The 26,511-nt window shown below is 70.0% G+C and carries 28 protein-coding genes; 14 read left to right on the top strand and 14 right to left on the bottom strand.

Translation table 11 applies throughout. The features are described from left to right. Positions 1–6 precede the first annotated feature (6 nt). Together IU476_RS19990 and IU476_RS19995 are read right to left on the bottom strand one after the other, a co-directional pair. Entirely contained in the window at positions 7–813 is an 807-nt protein-coding gene (locus IU476_RS19990; protein ID WP_195102279.1) for a GAF and ANTAR domain-containing protein, read from the bottom strand. Then, the gene (locus IU476_RS19995; RefSeq protein WP_195102281.1) at positions 810–1,112 is read right to left on the bottom strand and encodes a hypothetical protein; all 303 of its coding nucleotides are present in this window, start codon (positions 1,110–1,112) and stop codon (positions 810–812) included. Before IU476_RS19995 ends, IU476_RS19990 begins: the two co-directional genes overlap by 4 nt. Positions 1,113–1,677: 565 nt before the next feature. On the opposite strand from IU476_RS19995, the gene IU476_RS20000 reads away from it, so the two are divergent. Together IU476_RS20000 and rsmD are read left to right on the top strand one after the other, a co-directional pair. Then, entirely contained in the window at positions 1,678–5,082 is a 3,405-nt protein-coding gene (locus IU476_RS20000; protein WP_195102285.1) for a pyruvate carboxylase, read from the top strand. A 43-nt stretch (positions 5,083–5,125) separates the two neighbouring features. Beyond that, positions 5,126–5,689, top strand: coding sequence for a 16S rRNA (guanine(966)-N(2))-methyltransferase RsmD (gene rsmD, locus IU476_RS20005; protein ID WP_195102288.1), 564 nt, complete (start codon positions 5,126–5,128; stop codon positions 5,687–5,689). A 15-nt stretch (positions 5,690–5,704) separates the two neighbouring features. On the opposite strand, the gene IU476_RS20010 is transcribed toward rsmD, so the two are convergent. Continuing rightward, positions 5,705–6,283 (bottom strand): helix-turn-helix domain-containing protein, encoded by a 579-nt coding sequence (locus IU476_RS20010; protein WP_195102290.1) that lies wholly within the window; start codon positions 6,281–6,283, stop codon positions 5,705–5,707. Positions 6,284–6,363: 80 nt separating this feature from the next. Here IU476_RS20010 and IU476_RS20015 point away from each other — a divergent pair, with 80 nt between their 5' ends. Then, positions 6,364–7,383 (top strand): NAD(P)/FAD-dependent oxidoreductase, encoded by a 1,020-nt coding sequence (locus tag IU476_RS20015; RefSeq protein ID WP_195102292.1) that lies wholly within the window; start codon positions 6,364–6,366, stop codon positions 7,381–7,383. Positions 7,384–7,538: 155 nt separating this feature from the next. On the opposite strand, the gene coaD is transcribed toward IU476_RS20015, so the two are convergent. From coaD to IU476_RS37085, 3 genes are all read right to left on the bottom strand, one after another. Then, a complete protein-coding gene (gene coaD / locus IU476_RS20020; RefSeq protein ID WP_195102294.1) occupies positions 7,539–8,024 on the bottom strand; it encodes a pantetheine-phosphate adenylyltransferase in 486 nt (161 codons plus the stop codon). Positions 8,025–8,086: 62 nt separating this feature from the next. After that, the gene (locus IU476_RS20025) at positions 8,087–9,034 is read right to left on the bottom strand and encodes a PDDEXK family nuclease (RefSeq protein WP_324194152.1); all 948 of its coding nucleotides are present in this window, start codon (positions 9,032–9,034) and stop codon (positions 8,087–8,089) included. Positions 9,035–9,402: 368 nt separating this feature from the next. Continuing rightward, positions 9,403–10,137 (bottom strand): GtrA family protein, encoded by a 735-nt coding sequence (locus IU476_RS37085; RefSeq protein ID WP_324194153.1) that lies wholly within the window; start codon positions 10,135–10,137, stop codon positions 9,403–9,405. Between the two features lie 287 nt (positions 10,138–10,424). Here IU476_RS37085 and IU476_RS20035 point away from each other — a divergent pair, with 287 nt between their 5' ends. From IU476_RS20035 to IU476_RS20065, 7 genes are all read left to right on the top strand, one after another. Further along, positions 10,425–11,171: a DivIVA domain-containing protein gene (locus IU476_RS20035; protein WP_195102682.1), complete on the top strand. Its 747-nt coding sequence runs from the start codon at positions 10,425–10,427 to the stop codon at positions 11,169–11,171. A gap of 83 nt (positions 11,172–11,254) precedes the next feature. Further along, a complete protein-coding gene (locus IU476_RS20040) occupies positions 11,255–11,917 on the top strand; it encodes a YceD family protein (protein ID WP_195102684.1) in 663 nt (220 codons plus the stop codon). 2 nt (positions 11,918–11,919) lie between these two features. Next, positions 11,920–12,102 carry a 50S ribosomal protein L32 gene (gene rpmF / locus IU476_RS20045; RefSeq protein ID WP_195102298.1) on the top strand — a complete coding sequence of 61 codons (183 nt, stop codon included), beginning with the start codon at positions 11,920–11,922 and terminating at the stop codon, positions 12,100–12,102. A gap of 20 nt (positions 12,103–12,122) precedes the next feature. Further along, a complete protein-coding gene (gene rnc, locus IU476_RS20050; RefSeq protein WP_438944039.1) occupies positions 12,123–12,860 on the top strand; it encodes a ribonuclease III in 738 nt (245 codons plus the stop codon). Positions 12,861–12,869: 9 nt separating this feature from the next. Then, on the top strand, positions 12,870–13,727 hold the full coding sequence (gene mutM / locus IU476_RS20055) for a bifunctional DNA-formamidopyrimidine glycosylase/DNA-(apurinic or apyrimidinic site) lyase (RefSeq protein ID WP_195102300.1): 858 nt from the start codon (positions 12,870–12,872) through the stop codon (positions 13,725–13,727). A gap of 92 nt (positions 13,728–13,819) precedes the next feature. Further along, positions 13,820–14,401 (top strand): dihydrofolate reductase family protein, encoded by a 582-nt coding sequence (locus tag IU476_RS20060; protein WP_195102301.1) that lies wholly within the window; start codon positions 13,820–13,822, stop codon positions 14,399–14,401. Beyond that, a complete protein-coding gene (locus tag IU476_RS20065; protein ID WP_324194154.1) occupies positions 14,401–15,432 on the top strand; it encodes a PHP domain-containing protein in 1,032 nt (343 codons plus the stop codon). Before IU476_RS20060 ends, IU476_RS20065 begins: the two co-directional genes overlap by 1 nt. Positions 15,433–15,435: 3 nt before the next feature. On the opposite strand, the gene IU476_RS20070 is transcribed toward IU476_RS20065, so the two are convergent. From IU476_RS20070 to IU476_RS20105, 8 genes are read right to left on the bottom strand one after another with little or no spacing between them, the layout of a single operon-like run. Then, positions 15,436–15,885, bottom strand: a complete 450-nt coding sequence (locus IU476_RS20070; RefSeq protein WP_195102302.1) for a DUF350 domain-containing protein — start codon at positions 15,883–15,885, stop codon at positions 15,436–15,438. A gap of 39 nt (positions 15,886–15,924) precedes the next feature. Beyond that, entirely contained in the window at positions 15,925–17,091 is a 1,167-nt protein-coding gene (locus tag IU476_RS20075) for a glutathionylspermidine synthase family protein (protein WP_195102303.1), read from the bottom strand. After that, positions 17,091–18,035 carry a hypothetical protein gene (locus IU476_RS36235; protein WP_228823970.1) on the bottom strand — a complete coding sequence of 315 codons (945 nt, stop codon included), beginning with the start codon at positions 18,033–18,035 and terminating at the stop codon, positions 17,091–17,093. The genes IU476_RS20075 and IU476_RS36235 overlap by 1 nt, the downstream gene beginning before the upstream one ends. 24 nt (positions 18,036–18,059) lie before the next feature. After that, entirely contained in the window at positions 18,060–18,338 is a 279-nt protein-coding gene (locus IU476_RS20085) for an acylphosphatase (RefSeq protein ID WP_195102304.1), read from the bottom strand. 7 nt (positions 18,339–18,345) lie between these two features. Then, positions 18,346–18,795, bottom strand: coding sequence for an OsmC family protein (locus tag IU476_RS20090; protein WP_195102305.1), 450 nt, complete (start codon positions 18,793–18,795; stop codon positions 18,346–18,348). A gap of 46 nt (positions 18,796–18,841) precedes the next feature. Then, positions 18,842–19,537 carry a response regulator gene (locus IU476_RS20095; RefSeq protein WP_195102306.1) on the bottom strand — a complete coding sequence of 232 codons (696 nt, stop codon included), beginning with the start codon at positions 19,535–19,537 and terminating at the stop codon, positions 18,842–18,844. Between the two features lie 46 nt (positions 19,538–19,583). Further along, complete coding sequence (locus IU476_RS20100) at positions 19,584–22,073, bottom strand: ATP-binding protein (protein ID WP_195102307.1); 2,490 nt, start codon at positions 22,071–22,073, stop codon at positions 19,584–19,586. Further along, on the bottom strand, positions 22,070–22,219 hold the full coding sequence (locus tag IU476_RS20105; protein ID WP_195102308.1) for a hypothetical protein: 150 nt from the start codon (positions 22,217–22,219) through the stop codon (positions 22,070–22,072). Before IU476_RS20105 ends, IU476_RS20100 begins: the two co-directional genes overlap by 4 nt. 282 nt (positions 22,220–22,501) lie before the next feature. Between IU476_RS20105 and IU476_RS36240 the strand changes: the two genes are divergently transcribed. From IU476_RS36240 to kdpB, 4 genes are read left to right on the top strand one after another with little or no spacing between them, the layout of a single operon-like run. After that, positions 22,502–22,594, top strand: coding sequence for a potassium-transporting ATPase (locus IU476_RS36240; protein WP_228824085.1), 93 nt, complete (start codon positions 22,502–22,504; stop codon positions 22,592–22,594). After that, on the top strand, positions 22,591–22,677 hold the full coding sequence (locus IU476_RS36245) for a potassium-transporting ATPase subunit F (protein ID WP_324194170.1): 87 nt from the start codon (positions 22,591–22,593) through the stop codon (positions 22,675–22,677). Before IU476_RS36240 ends, IU476_RS36245 begins: the two co-directional genes overlap by 4 nt. Next, positions 22,678–24,354 carry a potassium-transporting ATPase subunit KdpA gene (gene kdpA / locus IU476_RS20115; protein WP_195102310.1) on the top strand — a complete coding sequence of 559 codons (1,677 nt, stop codon included), beginning with the start codon at positions 22,678–22,680 and terminating at the stop codon, positions 24,352–24,354. Then, positions 24,351–26,501 (top strand): potassium-transporting ATPase subunit KdpB, encoded by a 2,151-nt coding sequence (kdpB, locus tag IU476_RS20120; RefSeq protein WP_195102312.1) that lies wholly within the window; start codon positions 24,351–24,353, stop codon positions 26,499–26,501. The genes kdpA and kdpB overlap by 4 nt, the downstream gene beginning before the upstream one ends. The last annotated feature ends 10 nt before the right edge of the window (positions 26,502–26,511 follow it).

Consider the following 26,511-nt stretch of genomic DNA (forward strand, 5'->3'; position numbering starts at 1 on the left):
GGACTTCTATGGCCGCGACCGGCCGGGTGCGCTGTCGTCGCCGGGCTCGAAGCGGAGCCGGCGCGCCACGACATCGGCGGCGACCTGTGCGATCGGCTGCCCGCCGATGAGCGCGTGCGCGACCAGGCGGGCATACGCGTCGGCGATGTCGACGCTCAGCTGGACAGCCACCATGCCGGTGGCCTGATGGATCTCCCGGGTGGACACCGCGGCCTCCCACCACGGGCCCAGCGCCGTGCCATTGCCGAGCGCGGCGAGCGCCTCGATCGGGGAGACGCCCGTGGCGTCGAGCAGCTCCGGATCCGGCGACCGCAGCGCCGCGAGCAGCACCACGGTGAGTACGTCGGCGACCTGTATCGCCGCGGCGAACTCGGCCCTGGTCAGAGCGGCGGGCGCGTCGGTGTAGAGATCGAGGGTGCCGACTCGGATCGCGCCCCGGTGCAGCGGGAAGGCGAATACCGCGCCCTCGCGGCGGCCTTGGCCGCTCGCCGCCAGCAGCGGCCAGCGCCCACCCGCCAGCGCGCCGCCGAAATCCGGGACCAGGACCGGGGCGTCGAGCCGGTAGGCCTCCGGGCCGGGCCCCTCGCCGGCGGCCACCTGCACCTGAGACCAGCCGACGGCCACCGGATCCGACGCGCCCAGCATCTCCCAGTCGTCGTCGCCGGTGCACACCATGATCGCCGCCCGATCCACCGAGAGCAGCCGCACACACAATTCGCACAGCAGGCTCGCGTTGCGCTGCTGGTCGGGGTCGGCCTCCGCGTGCCGCAACGCCGCCAGGAACCGCACGCCGACCGTGTTCGCTTCGTTCACCACTCGCCTCGCGAGGTTGTCAGCGTGGCGTCGGCGAGGCGCCAGTCGCCGTACGCCACCGCCCCGGTTTCGGGATCGCGAAGGACCGGAGCGACCACTCGCATCGCATCGCCCACGTCGCGCGGGTCGAGGGAACCGCGCGAGGCGAACAGGCGGCAGCGTCCGCTGTCGACGAGTTCGTCGTCGAGGTAGGCGCACAGTTGTTCGGCCGCCAGCCGCAGGTCCGCGGCCACCACCACTCCGCCGTGCCGTGCGGCCGCGGCGTCGTCGACTCCCGCCGCGACCGACCACACTCGCACCGGGTGTGCGCGTGCGCCACCCGGGGCGGGCCCTGTCCGTTCGAACCCGGTCCATGTCATGACCAGTCAGCGCCCGCCACGGCGGCACGAGACGCGACCGATCACCAGAGTGCCGGGCACCCCGTCGGTCGGTTGATCATCATCGTGCACGCCACTGTCGAAGAATCGAGACAACAGGCCAACCAGGGACCGGGGACGGCATCGTTGTCGGGAACGGAATCCGCTGGTGTGGCGAAAATCCGTGCCGCGCAATCCTACCGCCCTGCGTGCGGCCGGAGAAGGATCGATGGGGTAGCGGGGCAGACACACATCCGTGCGGGGGCGAACGAACATTCTCCCTGGCGTATCGCCGCATTGCCGTCGCTACGGTCTGTGATTGCCCGGAAACCGCACGGCTCGAGCGGATTTCGTCCCGGCGACGCCCGGCGGATGCCAGACGTCGCGGAGCACGCGGGGTTACCGGCCGATTACGCAACTTTGCAGATCGACACGGTTGGGTTGTGAGGTTGGCTGCGAAGGTGTATTCGCCGTCCGGAGTCGCCCCGGAGCCAGGTACCTTAATCGGATGTTCTCCAAAGTGCTGGTCGCCAACCGCGGGGAAATCGCCATTCGGGCGTTCCGCGCCGCCTACGAACTCGGCATCGGCACCGTCGCGGTGTTCCCCCACGAGGATCGCAATTCGGTGCATCGGCTCAAAGCCGACGAGTCGTACCAGATCGGGGAACCCGGTCACCCGGTGCGGGCGTACCTGTCGATCGAGGAAATCATCAAGGCGGCCCAGACGGCCGGCGCCGACGCCGTCTACCCCGGCTACGGTTTCCTCTCGGAGAATCCGGACCTGGCCGCCGCGTGCGCCCGCGAGGGGATCACGTTCATCGGGCCCTCGTCCGAGGTGCTGGAGCTGACCGGCAACAAGGCGCGCGCGATCGCCGCCGCCCGGGCCGCGGGGCTGCCGGTGCTGAATTCGAGCGCGCCGTCGGAGGACGTGGACGAGCTGCTGGCGGCGGCGGAGTCGATGGAGTTCCCGGTCTTCGTCAAGGCCGTGGCCGGCGGCGGCGGGCGCGGCATGCGACGGGTGGCCGACCGCGCGCAGCTGCGCGAATCGGTGGAGGCGGCCATGCGCGAGGCCGAGTCGGCATTCGGTGACGCGACGGTGTTCCTCGAGCAGGCGGTGGTCAATCCCCGGCACATCGAGGTGCAGATCCTGGCCGATCAGCACGGCAACGTCATGCACCTGTTCGAGCGGGACTGTTCGTTGCAGCGGCGCCATCAGAAGGTGATCGAGCTGGCGCCCGCGCCGAACCTGGATCCCGCTCTGCGCGAACGCATTTGCGCCGACGCGGTGGCGTTCGCGCGGGAGATCGGCTACTCGTGCGCGGGCACGGTGGAGTTCCTGCTCGACGAGCGCGGCAACCACGTGTTCATCGAGATGAACCCGCGCATCCAGGTCGAGCACACGGTGACCGAGGAGATCACCGATGTCGACCTGGTGGCCGCGCAGCTGCGCATCGCCACCGGGGAAACCCTCGCCGACCTGGGCCTGAGCCAGGACGCGATCGCCATCCGCGGCGCGGCCATGCAGTGCCGGATCACCACCGAGGACCCCGCCAACGGGTTCCGGCCCGACACCGGCCGCATCAGTGCCTACCGCAGTCCGGGCGGCGGCGGCATCCGGCTCGACGGCGGCGCCAACCTCGGCGCGGAGGTCGGGGCGTACTTCGACTCGATGCTGGTGAAGCTGACCTGCCGCGGGCGCGACTTCGGCCAGGCGGTGGCGCGGGCGCGGCGGGCGCTGGCCGAGTTCCGCATCCGCGGCGTCGCGACCAACATCCCGTTCCTGCAAGCCGTGCTCGACGACCCGGACTTCCGCGCCGGGCGGGTTACCACCTCGTTCATCGACGAGCGGCCGCACCTGCTGACCCAGCGCGGCTCGGCCGACCGCGGCACCAAGATCCTCAACTACCTCGCCGACATCACGGTCAACAAGCCGCACGGCGAGCGCCCCACCACGGTGTACCCGCACGACAAGCTGCCCGCGATCGACCTGTCCGCGCCGCCGCCGGACGGCTCGCGGCAGCGGCTGCTGGCGCTGGGGCCGGAGGGTTTCGCGCGCTGGCTGCGAGAGCAGAAGGCGGTCGGGGTCACCGACACGACCTTCCGCGACGCGCATCAGTCGCTGCTGGCGACGCGAGTGCGGACCAACGGGCTGTTGCAGGTGGCCGGGCACGTGGCGCGGATGACGCCGGAACTGCTGTCGATCGAGTGCTGGGGCGGCGCGACCTACGATGTGGCGCTGCGGTTCCTGTACGAGGACCCGTGGGAGCGGCTGGCGGCGCTGCGCGAGGCGATCCCGAACATCAACCTGCAGATGCTGTTGCGGGGCCGCAACACCGTCGGGTACACGCCGTATCCCGAAAAGGTCACGCGCGCTTTCGTTTCCGAGGCGACCGCGACGGGGATCGACATCTTCCGCATCTTCGACGCGCTGAACAACGTCGACCAGATGCGCCCGGCGATCGACGCGGTGCGCGAAACCGGTACGGCGCTGGCCGAAGTCGCGCTGAGCTACACCGGCGACCTGTCGAATCCGGACGAGAACCTCTACACCCTCGACTACTACCTGAAGCTCGCCGAGCAGATCGTGGCGGCCGGGGCGCACATCATCGGCATCAAGGACATGGCCGGGCTGTTGCGCGCGCCCGCCGCGCACACGCTGGTGACGGCGCTGCGGGAAAACTTCGACCTGCCGGTGCACGTGCACACCCACGACACCCCGGGCGGGCAGCTGGCGACGTACCTGGCGGCGTGGCAGGCCGGTGCCGACGCGGTCGACGGGGCGTCGGCTCCCATGGCGGGCACCACGTCTCAGCCCGCGCTGTCGGCGATTGTCGCGGCGGCGGCGCACTCGCCCTACGACACCGGGCTGAACCTGCAGAACGTGTGCGATCTCGAGCCGTACTGGGAGGCGCTGCGAAAGGTCTACGGGCCCTTCGAATCCGGGCTGCCGGGGCCGACCGGGCGCGTCTACCACCACGAGATCCCGGGCGGGCAGCTGTCGAACCTGCGGCAGCAGGCCATCGCGCTGGGGCTGGGCGACCGATTCGAGGAGGTCGAGGCGAAATACGCGGCGGCGGACCGGCTGCTGGGGCGGCTGGTGAAGGTGACGCCGTCGTCGAAGGTGGTCGGGGATCTGGCGCTGTCGCTGGTGGGATCCGGTGTCGAGGTCGACGACTTCGCCAGTGACCCGGGGCGTTTCGACATTCCCGACTCGGTGATCGGTTTCCTGCGTGGGGAACTCGGCACGCCCGCCGGTGGCTGGCCCGAGCCGTTCCGCAGCCGGGCCCTGGCCGGTCGCGGGGCCGCGAAGCCGGAGACACAGTTGACCGCCGCGGACGAGGCGGGGCTCAATGGCACCTCAGAGGAACTCCGGGCGACGTTGAATCGCTTGCTGTTTCCCGGCCCGACGACCGAATTCCTCACCCACCGTGAGAAATACGGCGACACGTCGGGGCTGTCGGCGAACCAGTTCTTCTACGGGCTGCGCCGCGGCGAGGAGCACCGGGTCCAGCTGGAGAAGGGCGTCACCCTGCTGATCGGGCTGGAGGCCATCTCCGAGCCCGACGAGCGCGGCATGCGGACCGTGATGTGCATCCTCAACGGGCAGCTGCGCCCGGTCACCGTGCGGGACCGGTCGATCGCCAGCGAGGTTCCGGTCGCGGAGAAGGCTGACAAGGCCGAGCCGGGTCACATCGCCGCGCCCTTCGCCGGTGTGGTGACCCTGGTCGTCTCCGAGGGCGACACGGTCGCCGCGGGCGACACCATCGGCACCATCGAGGCCATGAAGATGGAAGCCGCCATCACCGCTCCCCGCGCGGGTGTGGTCCGCCGCATCGCCATCGGCAAGGTCCAGCAGGTGGAGGGCGGCGACCTCCTGGTCGACCTGCGCCTGAACGAGACCGCGGCGGAGTGAGGGCCTCGACCGCTGCGGGTGCGGCAGGGCCGGTGGTTCGGCGATGACCCGGATCGTGGCCGGGGTGGTCGGCGGGCGGCGGTTGCGGGTGCCGCCCGCGGGGACTCGGCCCACCTCGGATCGGGTGCGGGAAGCGCTGTTCAATGCGCTTGCGGCGCGGATGGATTTCGAGGGGGTGCGGGTGCTGGATCTGTATGCCGGGTCGGGGGCGCTTGGGCTGGAGGCGCTTTCGCGGGGGGCGGGGCATGCGCTGCTCGTGGAGTCCGACCGCAAGGCGGCGGCGGTGGTGCGCGGCAATATCGCGGACCTGGGTGTGAAGGGGGCCGAGTTGCGGGTGGGCGCAGTAGGTTCCGTGCTGGCCGGGGTGCCTGCCGCTCCGTACGATCTGGTGTTCTCGGATCCGCCGTACGCCGTTTCGGGGGAGGATGTGGCGGCGGATCTGGTGGCGCTGGTCGGTAACGGCTGGTTGCGCGAAGAGGCCATCGTGGTGGTGGAGCGCTCTACGCGGTCGCCCGAAACCGTTTGGCCGCGCGGGTTTTCGGTGCGGAAGGCGCGTCGCTACGGCGAAACCCGGATCGAGACAGCCGAATACGAGCCGGAGAACTGAAAGCCGTTATGCGCCCTAGCTTTTGGGCCTGGCGCGCAGGTGGGCCCGCTCGCCCTGCTTGCCGAAGAGGCTGAGCAGCTCGACCGGTTCGTCGCCCGCCGCGCCGAACCAGTGCGGCACCCGGGTGTCGAATTCGGCGGCCTCGCCGGGGGACAGGACCAGGTCGTGCTCGCCGAGGATCAGCCGCAGCCGGCCGTTGAGGACGTACACCCAGTCGTATCCGTCGTGCGTCTGCGGGTTCGGTTCGCCGGGGCGGTCCTCGGGGGCCAGCACCATCTTGTAGGCCTGGATGCCGCCCGCCCGGCGGGTGAGCGGCACCATGGTCATCCCGTGATGGGTGATCGGCCGCATGTGCACGCGCGGGTCGCCCGTGGGCGGCGCGTCGACGAGCTCGTCGAGGGTGACGCCGTGGGCGCGGGCCAAGGGGAGCAGCTGCTCCAGCGTGGGGCGGCGGGCCCCGGACTCCAGCCGGGACAGGGTGCTCACCGAGATGCCGGTCGCCGCGGACAGGTCGACGAGGGTGGTCTCGCGCTGGCGGCGCAGGGCGCGCAGTCGCGGACCGACCGCGTCCAGTGCCTGATCGATGTCTTCCATGCCTCCAGTTTGCCATTTCGGCAAAGAAGTTTGCGCGATCGGCCGATGTGACCGCATGGTCGTGGGGAGGAGGTGGTCACATGACCGAGGAGCTGAAGGACCGTTACGACGTCGTGGTGATCGGCGGTGGCGCGGCCGGGTTGAACGGTGCGCTGATGCTGGCCCGCGCCCGCCGGTCGGTGCTGGTGATCGATGCGGGGGAGCCGCGCAACGCTCCGGCCGAGGGCGTGCACGGGCTGTTGGGCCGGGAAGGCATGTCGCCGAAGGAATTGCTCGAGCGCGGGCGCGCGGAGGTCCGGCAGTACGGCGGGCAGGTGGTGACCGGGACGGTCGCGACCGCGGCGCGCGAAGGCGAGGATTTCGTCGTCACGACAGCGGACGGGCGCGGCGTGCGGGCGCGACGGCTGCTGGTGGCCAGCGGTCTGGCCGACGAACTTCCCGACGTCGCCGGGCTGTGGGATCGGTGGGGTCGCGACGTGGTGCACTGCCCGTACTGCCACGGCTGGGAGGTGCGCGACCGGCCGATCGGGGTGCTCGCCAACGGTCCGATGTCGGTGCACGGCGCGCTGCTGTGGCGGCAGTGGAGCGACGACGTCACGCTGTTCTGCCACACCATGGACACACCCACCGGCGAGCAGGCCGAACAGCTTGCCGCACGGGGGATTCGGGTGGTGACCGGCGAGGTGGCGGGGCTGGAGAGCGCCGACGATCGCCTCACCGGCGTGCGGCTCGCCGACGGCACGGTGATCGCCCGCGAGGTGATCGCGGCCCCGCCGCGCATGGTGGCGCGCGCCGACTTCCTGGCCGACCTCGGGTTGCGCCCGGCGGACCATCCGAGCGGCATGGGCGAGCACATCCCCGCCGACCCCACCGGCCGCACCGAGGTCCCCGGAGTCTGGGCCGCGGGCAATGTCACCGACCTCTCCGCCCAGGTCGGCGGTGCCGCAGCGGCCGGAGCCGTCGCCGGTGGACATATCAACGCCGACCTGATCACCGAGGACACCGACCGAGCCGTGGAAGCCGCTCGCACCCCGTTCTCCCCAGCCGCGGAAGCCGAAGTCGCCGAGCTGGTCACAGGCGACCGCCGCCACGGGGTCTGAGCACGGCAGCTATACGCGCGACCGCTGCCGGGATCCCTCCCGCGCGTCGTGGATCCCGGCCGAAACCGTGCCGGGATGACGTGGTGTGAGTGGTGAGCGACAGCTCCCTTTGTGTGGCGAAGGGAGCTGTCGGTTCGGAGTGGGGCTGGGGCCGGTCAGGAGCGGCGTTCGGCTATGCGGGAGAGGAGGCGTTTGTGGACGTTCGGGGGGAGCATGTCGGCTACGTCGCCGCCGAAGGTGGCCACCTCCTTGACCAGGGAGCTGGACAGGTAGCTGAAGGCGGGGTTGGCGGCTACGAAATAGGTGTCGACGCCGGAGAGCTTGCGGTTCATCTGCGCCATCTGGAGTTCGTAGCCGAAGTCGTTGCCGTCGCGCAGGCCCTTGACAATCGCGGTGAGGCCCTGTTCGCGGGCGAAATCCACCAGCAGGCCGTGCCAGGACTCGACGCGGACGTTCGGCAGGTCGGCGGTCGCCTCGCGCAGCATCTCGATGCGCTCGTCGACGGTGAACATGCCCTGCTTGCTCTTGTTGATCATCACCGTCACGACGACCTCGTCGAACTGCGCGGCGGTCCGCGTGATGACGTCGATATGCCCGTTGGTCACCGGGTCGTAGGACCCGGGGCACAGTGCTCCAGCCATGTCCGAACGCTAACAGGTGCGCGGCCCGGCCGTACCGCGCGGCAGGCGGGGTACGGCCGGGCTCACAGTGCGCGCAGGGCAAGCGGTTTCGGCTCCGGCAGCGGCGCCTGGCAGATGAACCCCGCCGGGCGGACACGGCGGGTGCGGGCCAGCGCGGCCCGCAACCGCGGCGCGACCTCCCCGGTCGCCAGCTCGTCCCAGGTCCAGCGAACGACCTGGAAGCCGTTGGCGCGCAAGGCCGCTTCCCGCCGACTCTCGGCGCGCACCGCCTCCTCCAGATCCTCGCCGGGCCGTAGCAGGCGCCCGTAGCGCACGCGCCCGTCGAATTCGCCGACCACCCCTGTGTCGCCGAAGTAGAAATCGACCCGCCCGAGCATTCGCCCCTCGCCGCCGTAGACGTCGCCCTGCGCCCGCGCCCGCGGCAGGCCGAGTCGGTGCAGCGCCACCCGGCTGCGGGATTCCCCGGCGCTCTCGCTGTGCGGATCCAGGAACTCCACCACGCGCCGCGCCGCCCCGACACCGTGCCTGCGATGCGCGAGATCCAGTTCCGCGGCCAGTTCCCGTGCGGTGACGCCGTAGTCGCGCGCGAGCGCGTCACCGGCGACCACCGCCGCCTCGAACGGCGCGGCGCGGGCCAGGTCGACGATCGTGCGCGCGGGCGTGGTGAGGACGAAGCCGTCCAACTCGGCGACCGTCTCGACCGGCGCGCAGTGCACCTTGGTCTTCGGCCGGATCCGCCCGCCGTTGCGCCGATTGCGCGTGACGTCGATCCGGTCCAGCAGCGCGGCCCACACCGGCGCGCCGTACACCGCGGCCGCGGACTGATGACTCAGAATCGCGTCGGCCGACAGGTCCGCGAGCACCGCGTCGGCGAGGACGCGATGGCGTGCCACGGCATCGAGCCCCGCGAAGACCGCCTCGTCGGCATAGGACCCGCGGCGCAGCCGCCGCCACCGCCCGCCCGAGCAGCGCCGCCGGATCTCGTCGTCGGTGACCCCGTGCCGGACCACCTCCCGCCGCCGATGGACTCCGAAAGCCGCGCATGGCTTTTCGGCGCACTCCGGACGGCCGGGCACACTCATTCCGGCTCGCGATCGGTGCGCGGCCGGCGCCGGCGCGAGGTGAAGCTCTCGCAGAACTCGTCCGGTTTGAGGGCGGGGCGGATCCGGAACGGAACCGCGCGCGTCCCGCTCCACGCCGACGTGCGACATCCCGGGCAGTGCCTCATTGCAGGCCTCCACATCGAATACTCGGATTGCGTTTGCTGTCCTTGGACGGCGGGTAATCCGACGCGGTTCCTTGCTCATCCGACCAGCTTCTTCCCGCACCCCGTGCGGGTTCACGCACCCGTTGCGCGCCCGGGATTCAGCGGCCGGACTCAGAAGACCCAGAGCCGCAAGGTGAGGAAGCGCAGCGCACCGACGGCCGCGGTGATCGCGATGACCGCCAGCGCCTCGGCGACATCACTCAGCCCCGGCGCGACGAAATCCAACGCCGCCAGCGACGCCGACGTGATGGCCAGCCCGGCCAGCGCGAGCCCGCCGCCCTCGAGCTGGGCGGTGAGCCAGCCGACCCGATTGGCGGCATGGAAGGTCAGCCGCCGGTGCATTTCGTTGGCCAGCGCGGTGCTCACCACCGACCCGGTGAGATTGGCCAGCTGCGCGCCCCCGCCGTAGCAGGCCATGAACAGCAGGAAGTAGCCGATATTGCTGAACCCGCCGACCAGCGCGAACCGGATCAGCTGCGGCAGCCACTTGTCGCCGCGCAGATAGGCACCCAGTTGTGTGAGCAGCCGGGGCGTCGCCCGCTCCGAGGTGCGCACCGGCGCGTCGTCCACCGGCGTGTCCCACTCGGCGTCGGCGGCCGGGAGATGCTTCGCGGCCCCGCGCGAGAGACCTCCGGTGGACAGCCGCGACAACAGCGTCGGGGAGTCGGCGCGCGCCTGCTCGTCCGCCGCGCGCAGGGCCAGCCGGAAGGCGTCCGGCGGCGGCACGGCCAGGCCCATGCCGACCCATGCCAGCCAATCGATCAGGAACCGACCGCGCGAGGCGGGCTGAACAGCGGTTTTCTCGTCGGCCTGTGCGGGTACAAGAGAGCCGGGCTGGGGGTCCACCCCCAGTCCTCGATGTACCGGATACAGGACAGCCATTGTCATTCCGATCCAACGTCGCCGGGTGTCACAGGCCGGCGGCACCCAGCTGGTCTACCGCTCAGTAGAAAAGATAACACCAAGTGGAGAGATTTCCTCCACTTGATTTCTGTGGCATAGGAAACACCCGCCCGACACACCGCGGGTGAACTGGGCAGATGCCCGTGACGAGAGGCACACTGGGCCCAGGCTGCAATAGGCCGGGCGGCGTGATCCGCCGCGAGAGTTCGGTAGGAGAGTGGGGTCAGCAGATGTACCGCGTATTCGAGGCACTCGACGAACTGGTCGCGATCGTGGAGGAGGCGCGGGGCATCCCGCCCACCCGCAACTGCATCGTTCCTCGCGGCGACGTGCTCGAGCTGCTCGACGACGTGCGTGACGCCATCCCGGGCGAACTCGACGACGCCCAGGACGTGCTGGATCACCGGGACAAGATCGTCTCCGACGCCCGCGAGACCGCCGACACCACGGTCACCACCGCCGACGAGCAGGCCAGGCAGACCGTGACCGCGGCCCGCGAGGAGGCCGACCGGATCCTGTCCGACGCCAAGGCGCACGCCGACCGGATGGTCGCCGAGGCGAGCGCGCACGCCGACCACCTCGTCGCCACCGCCCAGGCCGAGGCCGAGCGAGTGGTCGCCGACGGCAAGGCCGAATTCGAGGCCGTCACCGGCCGGGCGCGCACCGAATCCGACCGGATGATCGCCGCGGGCCAGGCGTCCTACGACCGGTCCGTCGCCGACGGCCGCGCCGAGCAGGAGCGCCTGGTGAACCAGACCGAGGTGGTGCGCGCCGCGCACGCGGAGTCCGCCCGGCTCATCGACGCCGCGCAGGCCGAGGCCGACCGGCTGCGCGCGGAATGCGACCACTACGTCGATTCCAAGCTGGCCGATTTCGAGGAGACGCTGCACGGTGCGCTGCGGACCGTCGGGCGCGGGCGCCAGCAGCTGCGGACCGGGTCGGCCGTGCCCGACTACGCCGCCGAATTCCGGCACTGAGCTGCGGTTTGGGCGTGGGCCGCGGATTCGCGTACCGTAGACTGGTTGCCCGAAACCCCCAGCCCAACGTGAGTGAGTTCGTGATGCCCGCCGAATCCGGTTCCGGTTCGCGTCGTCGTTCGACCGACGCGGACTTCGTGCTGGACACCCGCAGCCTCGGACGCGCCCCCGGCTCGATCAAGCAGGTGCGGCGCACCGCGACCGCGCACGCGCGGATCGGGCTGGAGATGATCGCCATCCCGGCCGGCAGCGAGGTCGATCTCGACCTGACGCTGCAGGCGGTGTCCGAGGGCGTGCTGGTCACCGGCACGGTGACGGCCCCGCTGGCCGGGGAGTGCTCGCGCTGCCTCGAGCCGTTCACCGATGAGGTGGAGCTCCAGATCACCGAGCTGTTCGCCTACCCGGACAGCGCCACCGAGCAGACCACTGAAGACGACGAGGTCTACCGCCTGGTGGACGACCGGATCGACCTGGAGCCGGTGGTCGTCGACGCGGTCGGCCTGGAGCTGCCGCTGCAGCCGCTGTGCGAGCCGGACTGCGCCGGACTGTGCCCGGAATGCGGTGTGCGGATGGCGATTGCGGGCCCGGATCACCGGCATGAGATACTGGACCCTCGCTGGGCCGGGCTCGCGAATTTCGCGGCCGAGGAGCCCGGCGCCGGTGTTTCCGACACCGACGCACCCGACGTAAACCGATCGCTTGCGAGCCGCAACGGCTCGGCAGGTTCCAAGACAGAGGAGAAGTAGTCGTGGCCGTTCCGAAGCGCCGCATGTCCCGTGCCAACACCCGTTCGCGGCGCAGTCAGTGGAAGGCCACCGCGCCTACCCTGGTCACCTGCCCGAACCGGGCCTGCGGCCAGAAGACGCTGCCGCACATCGCGTGCCCGAACTGCGGCACCTACAAGGGCCGCCAGGTCGCTTCGGCCATCTGAGCGCCCATCGGTAGCCGAACGTGACCGCCAGCAAGGACGGAGCGGACGCGCCCGCCGTGGGCGAGACCGCCGACCATACCCCTCTGCTCGAGGCACTCGGCGTCGACGTGCGCCCGGACCTACTCCGGCTCGCGCTCACCCATCGGTCCTACGCCTACGAGAACGGCGGTCTGCCGACCAACGAGCGCCTGGAGTTCCTCGGTGACTCGGTGCTCGGCCTGAGCATCACCGAGCGCCTGTACCTGGAACACCCGGACAAGTCCGAGGGCGAACTCGCCAAACTGCGCGCGAGCGTGGTGAACATGCACGCGCTGGCGGAGGTCGCCCGCGGTCTCGGCGCGGGCGGGCTCGGCCGGCACCTGCTGCTCGGCAAGGGCGAGGAGATGACCGGCGGCCGCGACAAGCCGAGCATCCTCGCCGACGGCATGGAGTCGCTGCTGGGTGCGGTGCACCTCGAGCACGGCATCGACGTCGCCCGCACGGTGGTGCTGCGGCTGTTCGCGGATCTGCTCGAGCGCGGCCCGCGGATGGGCGCCGGGCTGGACTGGAAGACCAGCCTGCAGGAGCTGACCGCCGAGCGCGGCATCGGCGTGCCCAGCTACGAGATCACCTCGACCGGGCCGGACCACGACAAGGAATTCACCGCGACCGCGATGGTCGGCGGACAGGCCTACGGCAAGGGTGTCGGCCGCTCGAAGAAGGAAGCGGAGCAGAAGGCCGCGGGCGCCGCCTGGCAGTCGCTGACCGGCGACGGCTAGAGGAGCAGCGTGCCCGAACTTCCCGAGGTCGAAACCGTCCGGCGCGGGCTCGCCGACCATGTGGTCGGCAGCGTGATCGAATCGGTCGCCGTCAAGCATCCGCGTTCGGTGCGCCGCCATCTGCTCGGCGGCGACGACCTGGCGGCGCAGCTGGCCGGGCTGCGCGTCGAATCCGCGCAGCGGCGCGGCAAATTCCTCTGGCTCACCTTCGACGACCCCGACCTGGCCCTCGTCGTGCACCTCGGCATGAGCGGGCAGATGCTGGTGCAGCCCGCCGACGCGCCGCTGGAGAAGCACGCGCACATCGTCGCCATGCTGGACACGGGCGCGCAGCTGCGATTCGTCGACCAGCGCACATTCGGCGGCTGGGCACTGAATTCCCTGATCGAGGTGGAGGGCACGCGAGTGCCGGAATCGGTCGCGCACATCGGCCGCGACCCGCTCGACCCGCGCTTCGACGCCGACGCGGTGGTAAAAACCATGCGCGCCAAGCAGTCCGAGATCAAACGGGTGCTGCTGGATCAGACCGTGGTCTCCGGCATCGGCAACATCTACGCCGACGAGGCGCTGTGGCGGGCGCGCCTGCACGGCGAGCGGATCGCCGCGAAACTCACCCGCCCGGCCCTGCACGGGCTGCTGAACGAGGTGCGCGCGGTGATGTCCGAGGCTCTGGACGTCGGCGGCACCTCTTTCGACGCGCTGTATGTCAATGTCAACGGGCAGTCGGGGTACTTCGAGCGCGCCCTGGCCGCCTACGGACGCGAGGACGAGCCGTGCCGGCGCTGCGGCGCACCGGTGCGCCGGGAGAAGTTCATGAACCGCTCGTCGTTCTCCTGCCCGCGGTGCCAGCCCAGGCCGCGGCGCTAGCTCCACCGGGAACCATCGCTGCCGTTCCGGGCGACGCGCTACCGTTTTCAGTGTGACCGCCGACGACGTCGGCGGACGGGAAGGGAGCACGGATGCGCAAACTGACCTACTACGTCGCCTCGACCATCGACGGTTTCATCGCGACCGAGGACGGTTCCGTCGATTTCTTCCCGGTCGGGGGAGACCATCAGCCGGCGATCACCGCGCAGTACCCGGAGACGCTGCCGGCGAAGGTGCGCGAATCGCTGGGAATCGACAAGGCCAACAGCTACTTCGACACCGTGCTGATGGGCCGCAAGACCCACGACTTCGGCGTGCGGACCGGCACCTCCAGCCCGTACTCGCATCTGCGCCAATACGTGGTGTCCACCACGCTGCCGGAGAATCCCGCGCCGGACGTCGAACTGATCTCCGCCGACCCGCTCGAGCGGGTGCGAGAACTCAAGCGGGAGAAGGGCGTCGGCATCTGGCTGTGCGGTGGCGGTGAACTCGCGCAGGAACTGCTGCCGGAGATCGATCAAGTGTTCTTGAAGCTGTACCCGATCGTGCTCGGCCGCGGCCGCCCGCTGTTCGGCGCGGGCCCCCAGCTACCGGAACCGGCCCGGTTCCGGGTGCTGACCAGCCGGGTCTTCGAGGACGGTGTCGCCTTCGTGAAGTACGTGCGGATTCGCTAGTGGCCGAGCAGGTTCCGGGCCCGGTGCAGGCGCTGCGGGAGATCGCGTTCTGGATGGAGCGCTCCCGGGCCGAGACGCACCGGGTCAAGGCCTACCGGCGGGCCGCCGACGTGGTGGCCGGGCTGTCGCCGGAAGAGTACGACGCCTACCGCAGAAACGGTGGCTGGCAGGAACTTCCGGGCATCGGCCCGAAGACCGCCGACGCCATCGCGCAGGCCGCCGCCGGGCGGCTGCCCGACCGGCTCACCGAATTGCGGATGGCCGCAAAGCCGATCGCCCCGGACGGCGCACCGCTGCGCAAGCGGCTGCGCGGGGACCTGCACACCCACTCCGACTGGTCCGACGGCGGCAGCCCGATCGAGCAGATGATGCGCACGGCCGTCGCGCTCGGCCACGAGTACTGCGCGCTGACCGACCACTCGCCGCGGCTGACCGTCGCCAACGGGCTGTCCGCCGACCGGCTGCGGCGGCAGCTCGACGTGGTGGCGGAGCTGAACGAGGAACTCGCGCCGTTCCGCGTCCTCACCGGCATCGAGGTCGACATCCTCGACGACGGCACCCTCGACCAGGACGCCGACCTGCTGGCGCGGCTGGACATCGTCGTGGCCAGCGTGCATTCCAAACTGCGCGCCGACCGCGACACCATGACCAAACGCATGGTCTACGCCGTCGCCGACCCGAACGTGGACGTGCTCGGGCACTGCACCGGGCGGCTGGTCACCGGCGGACGCGGCACCCGCCCGGAATCGCAGTTCGACGCCGAGGTGGTGTTCGAGGCCTGCCGCCGCTACGGCACGGCGGTGGAGATCAACAGCCGCCCCGAGCGCCGCGACCCGCCGAGCCGCCTGATGCGGCTGGCCGCGGAGATGGACTGCTACTTCGCGATCGACACCGACGCCCACGCGCCCGGCCAATTGGATTGGCAGGGTTACGGATGCGAGCGGGCGCTGGCCAACGGCGTTGCGCCCGAACGGATCATCAACACGTGGCCGCTGGAGCAACTGCTGGACTTCACCCGCCGGGCCGCCTGAGCGCTACAGGATCGCGAACGCCACGACCAGGCCGAGGCCCAGGTGCGCGGCCGCGACCACCAGGGACTGCACCTTGTACTCCTCGGCGTGCAGCAGGTCGCCGATGTCCAGCCCGAGCACCCACTCCAGAATCCGCACCGAGATGACCTGCGCGACGATGCCGAGCAGGCCGTAGATGGCCGCGGCGATCAGGCCCTCGGCGAGCTTGCCGCCGGAGGAGTAGATGGCCAGGACCACGATCAGCGCCATGCTCACCATGCCGGCGGCGGTGACCACTACGGCGTTCGGGTTGCCGGAGGACACCAGGGTGCGCAGCGGGCCGGGCGTGGTGATGTCGATGGCGAAGAAGCCGATCAGCATGAGCGCCAGGCCGACGACGGCGTACAGGATGATGGCGCCGATGCCGTGGCCGACGTTCCCCCAATACCCCGACTCGAGCGCGTAGGTGGTCATCGATGGTCCTCCAGATGATGTGGTGCGGTGCCGGTGGTGTCAGTGCTGTGGAATGCGGTGCGGGACGAAGGTGGAACTGTCGTCGGTGATCAGGCCCGGAGTCTCCCGGATGCCCAGGCCCGCCGAGGTGTCGCCGACGATCCACGCGCCCAGTACGGGGCGCATGCCGTCGAAGTCGGGGAGCGGGTCGAGCAGCTGGTACACGTAGCCCTCCTCGCCGTACACGCCGCCGGTCGCGGTCTCCATGCCCGCGCCCACGATCGTCATGTTCGCGCCCTCGCGGCCCAGCTTCGGCTTGCGAATGTACTCGGTGAGCTCGTGCGGGTCATCGATGTAGGCGGGCAGCAGGTTCGGGTGGCCGGGGTACATCTCCCACAGCACCGCCAGCAGCGCCTTGTTCGACAGCATCGCCTTCCACAGCGGCTCCACCCACATCGTCTGCGGCAGCGAGTCGACCACGCGCTTGCCGAACTCGTCGTCCAGCGCCCACTCCCACGGGTAGAGCTTGAACAGCGAGTCGATCGGCGCCTCGGCCAGATCGACGAAACGTTCCAGCTCCGTGTCGAATCCGATCTCCTCGATCGGCAGCGCCACGGTGTGGAAGCCGGCCTCGGCGGCGGTCTCCTGCATGTAGGCGGTGGTGACGTTGTCCTCGCCGGAGGAGTCCGCCGAGGACCAGGTGAAGTGCAGATCACCGGTGGGCAGCGACTCGCGCAGCTCGCCCCAGCGCTCGACCAGCTTCTCGTGCAAGGAGTTCCACTGGTCGTCGTCGGGGTGGGTGTCGGTGAGCCAGTGCCACTGCACGATCGCCGCCTCCAGCAGCGAGGTCGGCGTATCGGCGTTGTACTCCAGCAGTTTCGCCGGGCCGCGGCCGTCGTAGCGCAGGTCGAAGCGGCCGTAGACGTAGGGGTCCGAGCGCTGCCAGGACTTCTTGATCGGCTCCCAACTCCATTGCGGCAGACCGAATTCGGCGAACCGCTCGGTGAGCACGATCTGCTCGACGGCGTGCAGGCACATGGTGTGCAGCACCTCGACCTGCGCCTCCAGCGCGAGAATCTCGTCGAGATCGAATTCGTAGTGCACCGATTCGTCCCAGTAGGGCCGGGGCCCGCCGTTCACGTCACGGCCGGGTGACCCGAAGACCAGGCCTTGATCCTGAATGATCTTCTGCCAGCCCGGTCGCGGTTGGCTGCGCACTCGGCGCACTAGGAACCTCCACTGGTGCTGCTGCTCTTGGAACCCAACCCGCCGCGAACGACGGTGCCGCTCTTGGTCTTCACCGACGCGCTCTTGGGCGCGACGGTGCTGCCGCCGGTCGGCGGGCGGCCGACGGTGTTGTTGCCGCCGTAGTAGTAGCGGTACTGGTGGCCGTTGTAGATGAACACGCCGGGGAAGCCGCCGCCGTAGTAGCCGCCGCCGGAGGTGGTGACGTACTGCTGCGCGCGGTCGCAGTCGTCGTCGGGGACGACGGTCTGCTGGCCGTTGTCGTCGGTGACGCAGTAGGCGGTGACCTCGTCGGGCGCGGTCACGGCGCGGTAGGTGAGATAGCCCGCGCCGACCACCGCGGCGATGCCGACCACCGCGACGCCGCCGATCAGCAACCGCTTGCGAGTGCGCTTCTTCGCCGCGAGTGCTTCCTCGGCCGCGCGCTGCGCCTCCTCGGCCCGCCGCCGCGCCTTGTCGCGCGCGCGAGCCTCGGCCAGCGTCGGCGGCCGCGGCTGGGTGACCCCCGCCTCCTGCCGCTGAATACTGCCGCGCATGGACCGCGGGGGAGTGGATTCGCTTGCGCTGCCGGGTGTTTCGGGCGGCGCGAATTCGTTGCGCCAGGTTTCGGGCGGCGGGAAGGGATCGGGCAGGCCCGGGAGCGTCGCGGTGGGCTCGGCGAAGGCGGGAGTGGGGCCCGGAATGGTCGGCGGCTCGGGCGATTCAGTAGCGCCGCGTTCCGGTTCCGTGGTGGGTTCGGCGCCTCCCGGCTCCCGGCCGGAGGGCGGCGGCGTGCCGGGGCGTTCGGGCGGGCCTTCGGACTCCGGCCGATTTGTACGGACGGTGGGGTCGGCGTCGCCGTGCGGGGGTGTCGCCTTGCCCGGTTCTTCGGAACGGTCGGGGTCCGGAGGGTTTCCGGAACGGTTGCCGGACTGTTCACTTGCCAACGTTCGACTCCCTGTTCCCCGGCGCTAGCGTTCCTCGAATCCGGTCATTTCGCCCTGCGCGGCGCCCCAGTCTTCCACAACCAGGTCGACGCGGCCAGGCGTGTTGCCGGACCGCAACAACGTCAGCAGTGTGTCACATCGGTCCCTCGGACCCTCTGCAATAACATGCACCCGGCCGTCGCGCGTGTTACGCGCGTAGCCGACCAAACCCAATTCCAGCGCGCGCGAACGGGTCCACCAGCGGAACCCGACGCCCTGCACCAGACCGTGCACCCAGGCGCTGAGCCGGACGGATGCGGTCATCCGGCGCTCACGATTCCACCTGGAAGGTCAGGTCGATCTTGCTGCCCGCCTTCAGCGTGCGGCCCACCGTGCACACCTTGTCGATCGCGCGCTGCACGGTGACGAGCAGCCGCTCCCGCCCGGCCTCGTCGAGTTCGGACAGGTCGATCTCCATCACCTCGTTCAGCTCCGGGTAGACCTCGTTCTCCCGGTCCGCCGCGCCGGAGACCCGGATGGTGACGTCGTAGTTCTCCCCGAGCCGGTTCGACAGCGGGAAGTCCGAGCTCATTCCCGTGCACGCGGCCAGCGCGATCTTCAGCAGCTCGCCGGGCGTGAACACACCCTCGACGCCCTCGGACCCGATCAGCACCTCGGCGCCCCGCGAGCTCCGCCCGGTGTAGCGCCGGGTCCCGGTGCGCTCGACCCACAGCTCGGCCGGCCCCTTCGACGATGCGATCCCGGCGGTTTGTTCAGTCATGCCTCGATCCTGCCATCACCGCGTGAGCACCCGGTCCGCCCGTCCGTCACGACTGGAAGCGGTAGCCCATGCCCGCCTCGGTGAGCAGGTGCTTCGGATGTGACGGGTCGTCCTCGAGTTTGCGCCGCAGTTGCGCGAGATATACACGCAGATAATGGGTTTCGGTGGCGTACGACGGCCCCCACACCTCGCGGAGCAGCTCGCGGCGGCCGACGAGTTTGCCCTGGTTGCGCACCAGCATCTCGAGCACGCCCCATTCGGTCGGGGTCAGGTGCACGTCGGCGCCGTGCTTGGTGACCTTCTTCGCCGCCAGATCGACCACGAAGGAGGAGGTCTCGACGACCGGGTCGGAGCCCTCCCCGGTGTCGGCCGCGCGCCGCACCGCCGCGCGCAGCCGGGCCAGCAGTTCGTCCATGCCGAACGGCTTGGTCACGTAGTCGTCGGCCCCGGCGTCGAGCGCCTCGACCTTGTCGGCGGAGTCGGTGCGGGCGGACAGCACGATCACCGGCGACCGGCTCCAGCCGCGCAGCCCGGCCAGCACCTCGATCCCGTCCATATCCGGTAGCCCGAGGTCGAGCACCACCACGTCGGGGTGTTTCTCCGCGGCCGCCCGCAGCGCCGCGGCACCGGTGGCGGCGGTGATCACCTCGTAGCCGCGCACCGACAGGTTGATGCGCAGCGCGCGCAGGATCTGCGGTTCGTCGTCGACCACGAGCACCTTGGTCGGCACCGGTGTAGTCACCCGTTCTCCTGTTCTAGTGCTGAGTAGTACGCCCGGCGCTGGGCTTTCACTCGCCGGCGGGCAGATCGATCACCATGGTGAGCCCGCCGCCGGGGGTCGGCTCGGCGTGCACCGTGCCGGCCATCGCCTCGACGAAACCGCGGACCACCGACAGGCCCAGGCCGACGCCGGTGGAGTTGTCGCGGTCGCCGAGTCGCTGGAACGGTTCGAACATCTGGTCTTCCATGCCCGTGGGCACTCCGGGACCGTAGTCCACCACGGTGATCGACACGCGGTGGCCGGTGTGTTCCGCGGTGACACGCACGGGTGTGTCGCGCGGGGCGTAGCGCAGCGCGTTGTCGATCAGGTTGGCCAGCACCCGTTCCAGCAGTCCGCTGTCGGCGCGCACCGCCACGTCGCCGACCTCGACCTTGACGCGTTCGACCACGGCCTGCCGCAGGCCGCGGGTGCCCATCCCGACGCTCACCACCGCGCGATTGACCACTTCCTCCAGGTACACCCGCTTCAGCTGCGGCCGCACCACGCCGACGGCCAGGCGTGAGGAGTCGAGCAGATTGCCGACCAGGCTGGTCAATTGGTCGGTGGATTCCTCGATGGTCTCCAGCAGTTCGGCGGTGTCCTCGGGCGAGAATTCGACGTCGTCGCTGCGCAGGCTCGAGACCGCGGCCTTGGCGGCGGCGAGCGGGGTGCGCAGGTCGTGGCTGACCGCGGACAGCAGCGCGCGGCGCAACCGGTCGGCCTCGAGGACGCTGGCCGCGGCTTGCGCCTCGTCGGCGAGGCGGCGGCGCTGCTGCATCCCGGCGGCCTGGTTCGCGACCGCGCCCAGCACGAGACGTTCGCCGGAGGTGAGCGAGCGGCCGGTGAGCAGCAGCCAGTGCGTGTCGTCGCCGGCCTCGATCGCGACGTCGGCGTCGGCGACCCGGCGCGGCGGATCGTCGCCCACGCAGGCGATCACCTCGTCGTCGGTGGCGAAGCTGACGGCGCGCTGCCCGAAGGTCTCACGCGCGCGTTCGAGCAGATCGTGCAGGTCGGCGCCGTGCAGCACGGCGCCGGCGAACATGGTCAGCAATTCGGCCTGCTGCGACGCCCGGCGCGCCTCCCAGCGCCGGGTGGCCGACACGTCCACCAGGACCGCGACCGCCACCGCGACCATCAGCATCACCACGATGGTGAGGAAGTTGTTCAGCTCGGCGATGGTGAGGCTGTGGCGCGGGGAGACGAAGAAGTAGTTGAGCAGCAGTCCGCCCAGCAGCGCCGACAGCGCGGCCGGGGCGACGCCGCCCAGCAGCGACACCGCGATCACGCCGACGAAGTACAGCGCGCTCTCGCCCGCCAGCTCCAGGTGGTGGTCCAGCCAGAACGCGCACACGGCGGTGATCAGCGACGGCACCAGCACCGCGGCCGTCCAGGACGACAGCTTGCGTTGCCGGGGCGTCACCGACGACCAGCGGAAACCGCGTTTGGACTCCTCGTGGGTGACCATGTGTACATCGATCTTCCCCGACAGCTGCACGACGGTCGAGCCGATGCCCTCGTCGAGGATGCGCGCCCAGCGCGACCGCCGCGAGGTGCCCAGCACCAGCTGGGTGGCGTTGACCTGCCGGGCGAAGTCCAGCAGCGCGACCGGCACGTCCTCGCCGGTCACGGTGTGCAGCTCGGCGCCGAGGCTGTCGGCCAAATCCCGCAGCCGCGCGAGCCGCTGGGTGGACACCCCGGCCAGACCGTCGCCGCGCACCACGTGCACCGCGATCAGATCGGCGCTGGACTTGCTCGCGATGCGCCCCGCCCGCCGCACCACGGTCTCCGATTCCGGTCCGCCGGTGACCGCGACGACGACGCGCTCGCGGGCCTCCCAGGTGTCGGTGATGCGGTGGTCGTCGCGGTACTTGGCGAGCGCGGCGTCGACCTGGTCGGCCAGCCACAGCAGCGCCAATTCCCGTAGCGCCGTGAGGTTTCCGGGCCGGAAGTAGTTGCGCAGCGCCGCGTCGACCCGTTCGGCGGCGTAGACGTTGCCGTGCGACATCCGCCGCCGCAGCGCCTCGGGGGTGATGTCGACCAGTTCGATCTGCTCGGCCCCGCGCACCACCCGGTCGGGCACGGTCTCGCGCTGCACCACGCCGGTGATCTGCTGGACGACGTCGTTGAGGCTTTCCAGGTGCTGCACGTTGACCGTGGAGATGACGTCGATGCCCGCGTCGAGCAGTTCGTGCACGTCCTGCCAGCGCTTCTCGTTCCGGGATCCGGGCACGTTGGTGTGGGCGAGTTCGTCGACCAGCACCACGGCGGGCCGCCGCCGCAGCACCGCCGCCACATCCAGTTCGGGCAGCGAGGTGCCGCGATATTCGATCAGCTTCGGCGGGATCCGCTCGATGCCCTCGAGCAGTTCCGCGGTCTTCTTGCGGCCGTGCGTCTCCACCACGGCGGCGACCACGTCGCGCCCGCGTTCCAGGCGCCGGTGTGCCTCGCCGAGCATCGCGTACGTCTTGCCCACGCCGGGGGCGGCCCCGAGGTAGATGCGTAGCCGGCCGCGCTTCACTCGTCCATCATGGCGCGGGTGGCGGTGCGCCTGCCGCGCGCCACGCGCGCTCGGGCCGGCGTGCCGGTGGCGGCGAGTGTCCGCAGGCCCAGCGCGCAGAGCAGGTAGCCGAGGAGCACCGAGGCGGTGACCGCGAGGTCCGGCACTGTCTTCTCCTAACCGTGGGTTCGATGCGGCCGGGTCTTCGTCCGCGGCCGAGCACACCACTGTCTACCGGCCGGAGTCGCTCGGGCGGTGCTCTTTACGGCTTCTTGACGGTCGATCGTCCGACCTTGACGGCATCCGAGCAGGCCGCCAGGGCGCGCGTAAGCGCGGCGTCAATCCGGGGCCTCGAAGCGCAAAGAACACGTCAACGATCTCGAAAACGGCCCCGCCGAGCGCTGTACTCGCTTCGGCGCACCTGCGGGTGCGCTGCTGTCCAGGAGAGGTTGTCCCACATGTCTGTCGTGGTGTTCACGCTGCTGACCGTGGCGGTGTTCGCGCTGCTCGGTCTGATCCAACGGGGAGTCGAGCGGCTGTGACGCAGAATATCGTCGGTTTGCTGCTCGCCCTCGGTGTCGCGGTGTATGTCGTTGCGGCACTGCTGTTTCCGGAGAGGTTCTAGGTGAACGCGACCACCGCGGGGATACTCTTCGTCGTCTCCCTGATCATCGCGCTCGCCGTGGTGCACGTCCCGCTCGGCGACTACATGTACCGGGTGTACTCGGGCGCGAAGCACTCCCGGCTCGAACGCGGCGTCTACAAGCTGATCGGCGTCGAACCGGGCGTGGAGCAGAGCTGGGGCGTGTACGCCCGCAGTGTGCTGGCGTTCTCGGCGATCGGCGTGCTGTTCCTGTTCTTCCTGCAACTGGCGCAGGGACACCTGCCGTGGCACCTGAGCGATCCGGGCACCGAGATGACCGGCGGGCTGGCCTGGAACACCGCGATCAGCTTCGTCACGAATACGAACTGGCAGAACTACGCCGGTGAGTCCACGCTCGGGCACACCGTGCAGATGGCCGGGCTGGCGGTGCAGAACTTCGTATCCGCCGCCGTCGGCATGGCCGTGGCCGTCGCGCTGGTCCGCGGTTTCGCGCGCCGCGACACGGCCGATCTGGGCAACTTCTGGGTGGATCTGGTGAGGGGAACCATCCGGATCCTGCTGCCGATCGCGTTCGTGTTCGCGATCGTGTTCGTCGCCGCGGGCATGATCCAGAACTTCCACGTCTACGACCAGGTCGCGCAGACCGTGGCGGGCACCGGATCGCAGACCCTGCCGGGTGGTCCGGTCGCGAGCCAGGAAGTGATCAAGGAGCTGGGCACCAACGGCGGCGGCTTCTTCAACGTGAATGCCGCGCACCCGTTCGAGAACCCCACCGGGTGGACGAACTGGCTGGAGATCTTCCTGATCCTGCTGATCGCCTTCTCGCTGCCGCGCACCTTCGGCCGCCTCATCGGCAGCCCGAAGCAGGGGTACGCCATCACGGCCGTGATGGCCACGCTCGCGCTCGTCAGCGTGGCGCTGACCAACCTGTTCCAGCTGCTGCACCACGGCACCGTGCCCACCGCCGTCGGCTCGGCCGTGGCCGACGTCGAGACGCGGTTCGGGGTGTCGCAGTCGGCGACCTACGCCGCGGCCACCACGCTCACCTCGACCGGTGCGGTCGACTCGGCGCACGACTCCTACACCAGCCTGGGCGGATTGTGGCCGCTGTTCAACATGCAGCTGGGCGAGGTCGCGCCCGGCGGCGTGGGCTCGGGCCTGTACGGCATGCTGATTCTGGCGGTGATCACGGTGTTCGTCGCGGGCCTGATGGTCGGGCGCACACCGGAATACCTCGGCAAGAAGATCACTCCGCGCGAAATCAAGCTGGCCGCATCGTATTTCCTGGTGAGCCCGCTGATCGTGTTGGTGGGCACCGCCTTCGCCATGGCCATGCCGGGCCAGCGCGCGAGCATGGCCAACACCGGGCCGCACGGACTGACCGAGGTGCTGTACGCCTTCGCCTCGGCCGCCAACAACAACGGCTCGGCCTTCGCGGGCCTGTCGGGCAACACCGACTGGTACAACACGGCGCTGGGTTTGGCCATGGTGTTCGGCCGGTTCGTCCCGATCATTCTCGCCCTCGCGCTGGCCGGATCGCTGGCGGCACAAGGACATACCCCCGAGTCGATCGGCACGCTGCCGACGCACCGGCCGCAGTTCGTCGGCATGGTCGTCGGCGTGACGCTGATTCTGGTCGCACTCACCTTCCTGCCCGCGCTGGCGCTCGGGCCGCTCGCCGAAGGAATCCATTCATGACCGTCCTCGACACCGCGGAACCGAAACTCGAGGGAGGACAACGCGGTTCGAGCCGCATCGGCGGCGGCGTGTTCAACCCGCGGATGCTGGTGCGGTCGCTGCCGGAGGCGTTCCGGAAGCTGGATCCGCGCACGCTGTGGCGCAATCCCGTGATGCTGATCGTGGAGATCGGCGCGGTGTGGGCGACCGTGCTGGCGGTGGTCGACCCGTCCTTCTTCGGCTGGGCGATCGTCGTATGGCTCTGGCTGACAGTGCTTTTCGCGAATCTGGCCGAGGCCGTCGCGGAGGGGCGCGGCAAGGCGCAGGCGGATACGTTGCGCAAGGCCAAGACCGACACCGTCGCGCGCCGGTTGGTGGAGTGGCAGCCGGGCCAGGGGCAGGTCGCCGAGGAACAGGTGCCCGCGCCTCAGCTCGCCCGCGGCGATCACGTCGTGGTGGAGGCGGGACAGGTGATTCCCGGCGACGGCGATGTCGTGGAAGGCATTGCGTCGGTGGACGAGTCGGCCATCACCGGCGAATCCGCGCCCGTGATCCGCGAGTCCGGCGGTGACCGCTCGGCCGTCACCGGCGGCACCACGGTGCTGTCGGACCGGATCGTCGTCCGGATCACCCAGGAGCCCGGCGGCTCGTTCATCGACAAGATGATCGCGCTGGTCGAGGGTGCCTCGCGGCAGAAGACGCCGAACGAGATCGCGCTCAACATCCTGCTGGCCGCGCTCACGATCATCTTCGTGTTCGCGGTGGCGACGTTGCAACCGCTGGCGATCTTCTCGAAGGCGAACAACCCCGGCGTGGCGGACACCCTGGCCCTGGACGCGAACGGTGTCACCGGGATCGTCCTGGTGTCGCTGCTGGTGTGCCTGATCCCGACCACCATCGGCGCGCTGCTGTCGGCGATCGGCATCGCGGGAATGGATCGGCTGGTACAGCGCAATGTGCTGGCCATGTCCGGGCGGGCCGTGGAGGCCGCCGGCGACGTGAACACGCTGCTGCTGGACAAGACCGGGACCATCACCCTCGGCAATCGGCAGGCGTCGGACTTCGTGCCGATGCCGGGCGTCTCCGCCGACGAGATCGCCGACGCCGCACAGCTTTCCAGCCTCGCGGACGAGACGCCCGAGGGGCGCTCGATCGTGGTGTACGCCAAGCAGGCCTACGGCAAGCGCGAGCGCACGGCCGGGGAGCTGACGGGGGCTACCTGGGTGGAATTCACCGCGCAGACGCGCATGTCGGGCGTGGATCTGTCCAGCGGGCACCAACTGCGCAAGGGGGCGGCCAGTGCCGTCACCGAATGGGTGCGCGCGCACGGCGGGGAGGTGCCCAGCGAGGTCGGGGTGACCGTCGACGGGATCTCGGCTTCGGGCGGCACGCCGCTGGTGGTCGGTGAGATCGCCGGTGGAAAAGCGCGGCTGCTCGGCGTGATTCACCTCAAGGACGTCGTGAAGCAAGGCATGCGTGAGCGTTTCGACGAGATGCGGCGGATGGGCATTCGCACGGTGATGATCACCGGCGATAATCCGTTGACCGCCAAGGCGATTGCGGACGAAGCGGGCGTCGACGACTTCCTCGCCGAGGCCACGCCCGAGGACAAATTGGCGCTGATCAAGTCCGAGCAGGACGGCGGCCGCCTGGTCGCGATGACCGGTGACGGCACCAACGACGCGCCCGCGCTGGCCCAAGCCGATGTCGGCGTCGCCATGAACACCGGCACCTCGGCCGCCAAGGAGGCCGGGAACATGGTCGATCTGGATTCGGATCCGACCAAACTCATCGAGATCGTCGAGATCGGCAAGCAGCTGCTCATCACGCGCGGCGCGCTGACCACGTTCTCCATCGCCAACGACATCGCCAAGTACTTCGCGATCATTCCGGCGCTGTTCGTGGTGTTGTTCCCCGGTCTGGACGTGCTCAATGTGATGCGGCTGCACAGCCCGCAGTCGGCGATCCTGTCGGCGGTGATCTTCAACGCGCTGGTCATCATGGCGTTGATTCCGCTGGCGCTGCGGGGCGTGAAGTACACGCCGTCCAGCGCGTCGAAGCTGTTGTCGCGCAACCTCGCGATCTACGGCGTCGGCGGCATCGTCGCGCCGTTCATCGGCATCAAACTCATCGACCTAGTCGTCCGATTCCTTCCTGGGATGTCCTGATATGCCTACC

The organism is Nocardia blacklockiae (assembly GCF_015477355.1).
GTDB classification, from domain to species: domain Bacteria; phylum Actinomycetota; class Actinomycetes; order Mycobacteriales; family Mycobacteriaceae; genus Nocardia; species Nocardia blacklockiae.

What these genes read in the sequence shown, in the direction of transcription:
- IU476_RS20000 (WP_195102285.1), top strand. Translation starts at nt 1,678, where the DNA reads ATGTTCTCCAAAGTGCTGGTCGCCAACCGCGGGGAAATCGCCATTCGG.
- rsmD (WP_195102288.1), top strand. Translation starts at nt 5,126, where the DNA reads ATGACCCGGATCGTGGCCGGGGTGGTCGGCGGGCGGCGGTTGCGGGTG.
- IU476_RS20010 (WP_195102290.1), bottom strand. Translation starts at nt 6,283, where the DNA reads ATGGAAGACATCGATCAGGCACTGGACGCGGTCGGTCCGCGACTGCGC.
- IU476_RS20015 (WP_195102292.1), top strand. Translation starts at nt 6,364, where the DNA reads ATGACCGAGGAGCTGAAGGACCGTTACGACGTCGTGGTGATCGGCGGT.
- coaD (WP_195102294.1), bottom strand. Translation starts at nt 8,024, where the DNA reads ATGGCTGGAGCACTGTGCCCCGGGTCCTACGACCCGGTGACCAACGGG.
- IU476_RS20035 (WP_195102682.1), top strand. Translation starts at nt 10,425, where the DNA reads ATGTACCGCGTATTCGAGGCACTCGACGAACTGGTCGCGATCGTGGAG.
- IU476_RS20040 (WP_195102684.1), top strand. Translation starts at nt 11,255, where the DNA reads ATGCCCGCCGAATCCGGTTCCGGTTCGCGTCGTCGTTCGACCGACGCG.
- IU476_RS20060 (WP_195102301.1), top strand. Translation starts at nt 13,820, where the DNA reads ATGCGCAAACTGACCTACTACGTCGCCTCGACCATCGACGGTTTCATC.
- IU476_RS20070 (WP_195102302.1), bottom strand. Translation starts at nt 15,885, where the DNA reads ATGACCACCTACGCGCTCGAGTCGGGGTATTGGGGGAACGTCGGCCAC.
- IU476_RS20085 (WP_195102304.1), bottom strand. Translation starts at nt 18,338, where the DNA reads ATGACCGCATCCGTCCGGCTCAGCGCCTGGGTGCACGGTCTGGTGCAG.
- IU476_RS20090 (WP_195102305.1), bottom strand. Translation starts at nt 18,795, where the DNA reads ATGACTGAACAAACCGCCGGGATCGCATCGTCGAAGGGGCCGGCCGAG.
- kdpB (WP_195102312.1), top strand. Translation starts at nt 24,351, where the DNA reads ATGACCGTCCTCGACACCGCGGAACCGAAACTCGAGGGAGGACAACGC.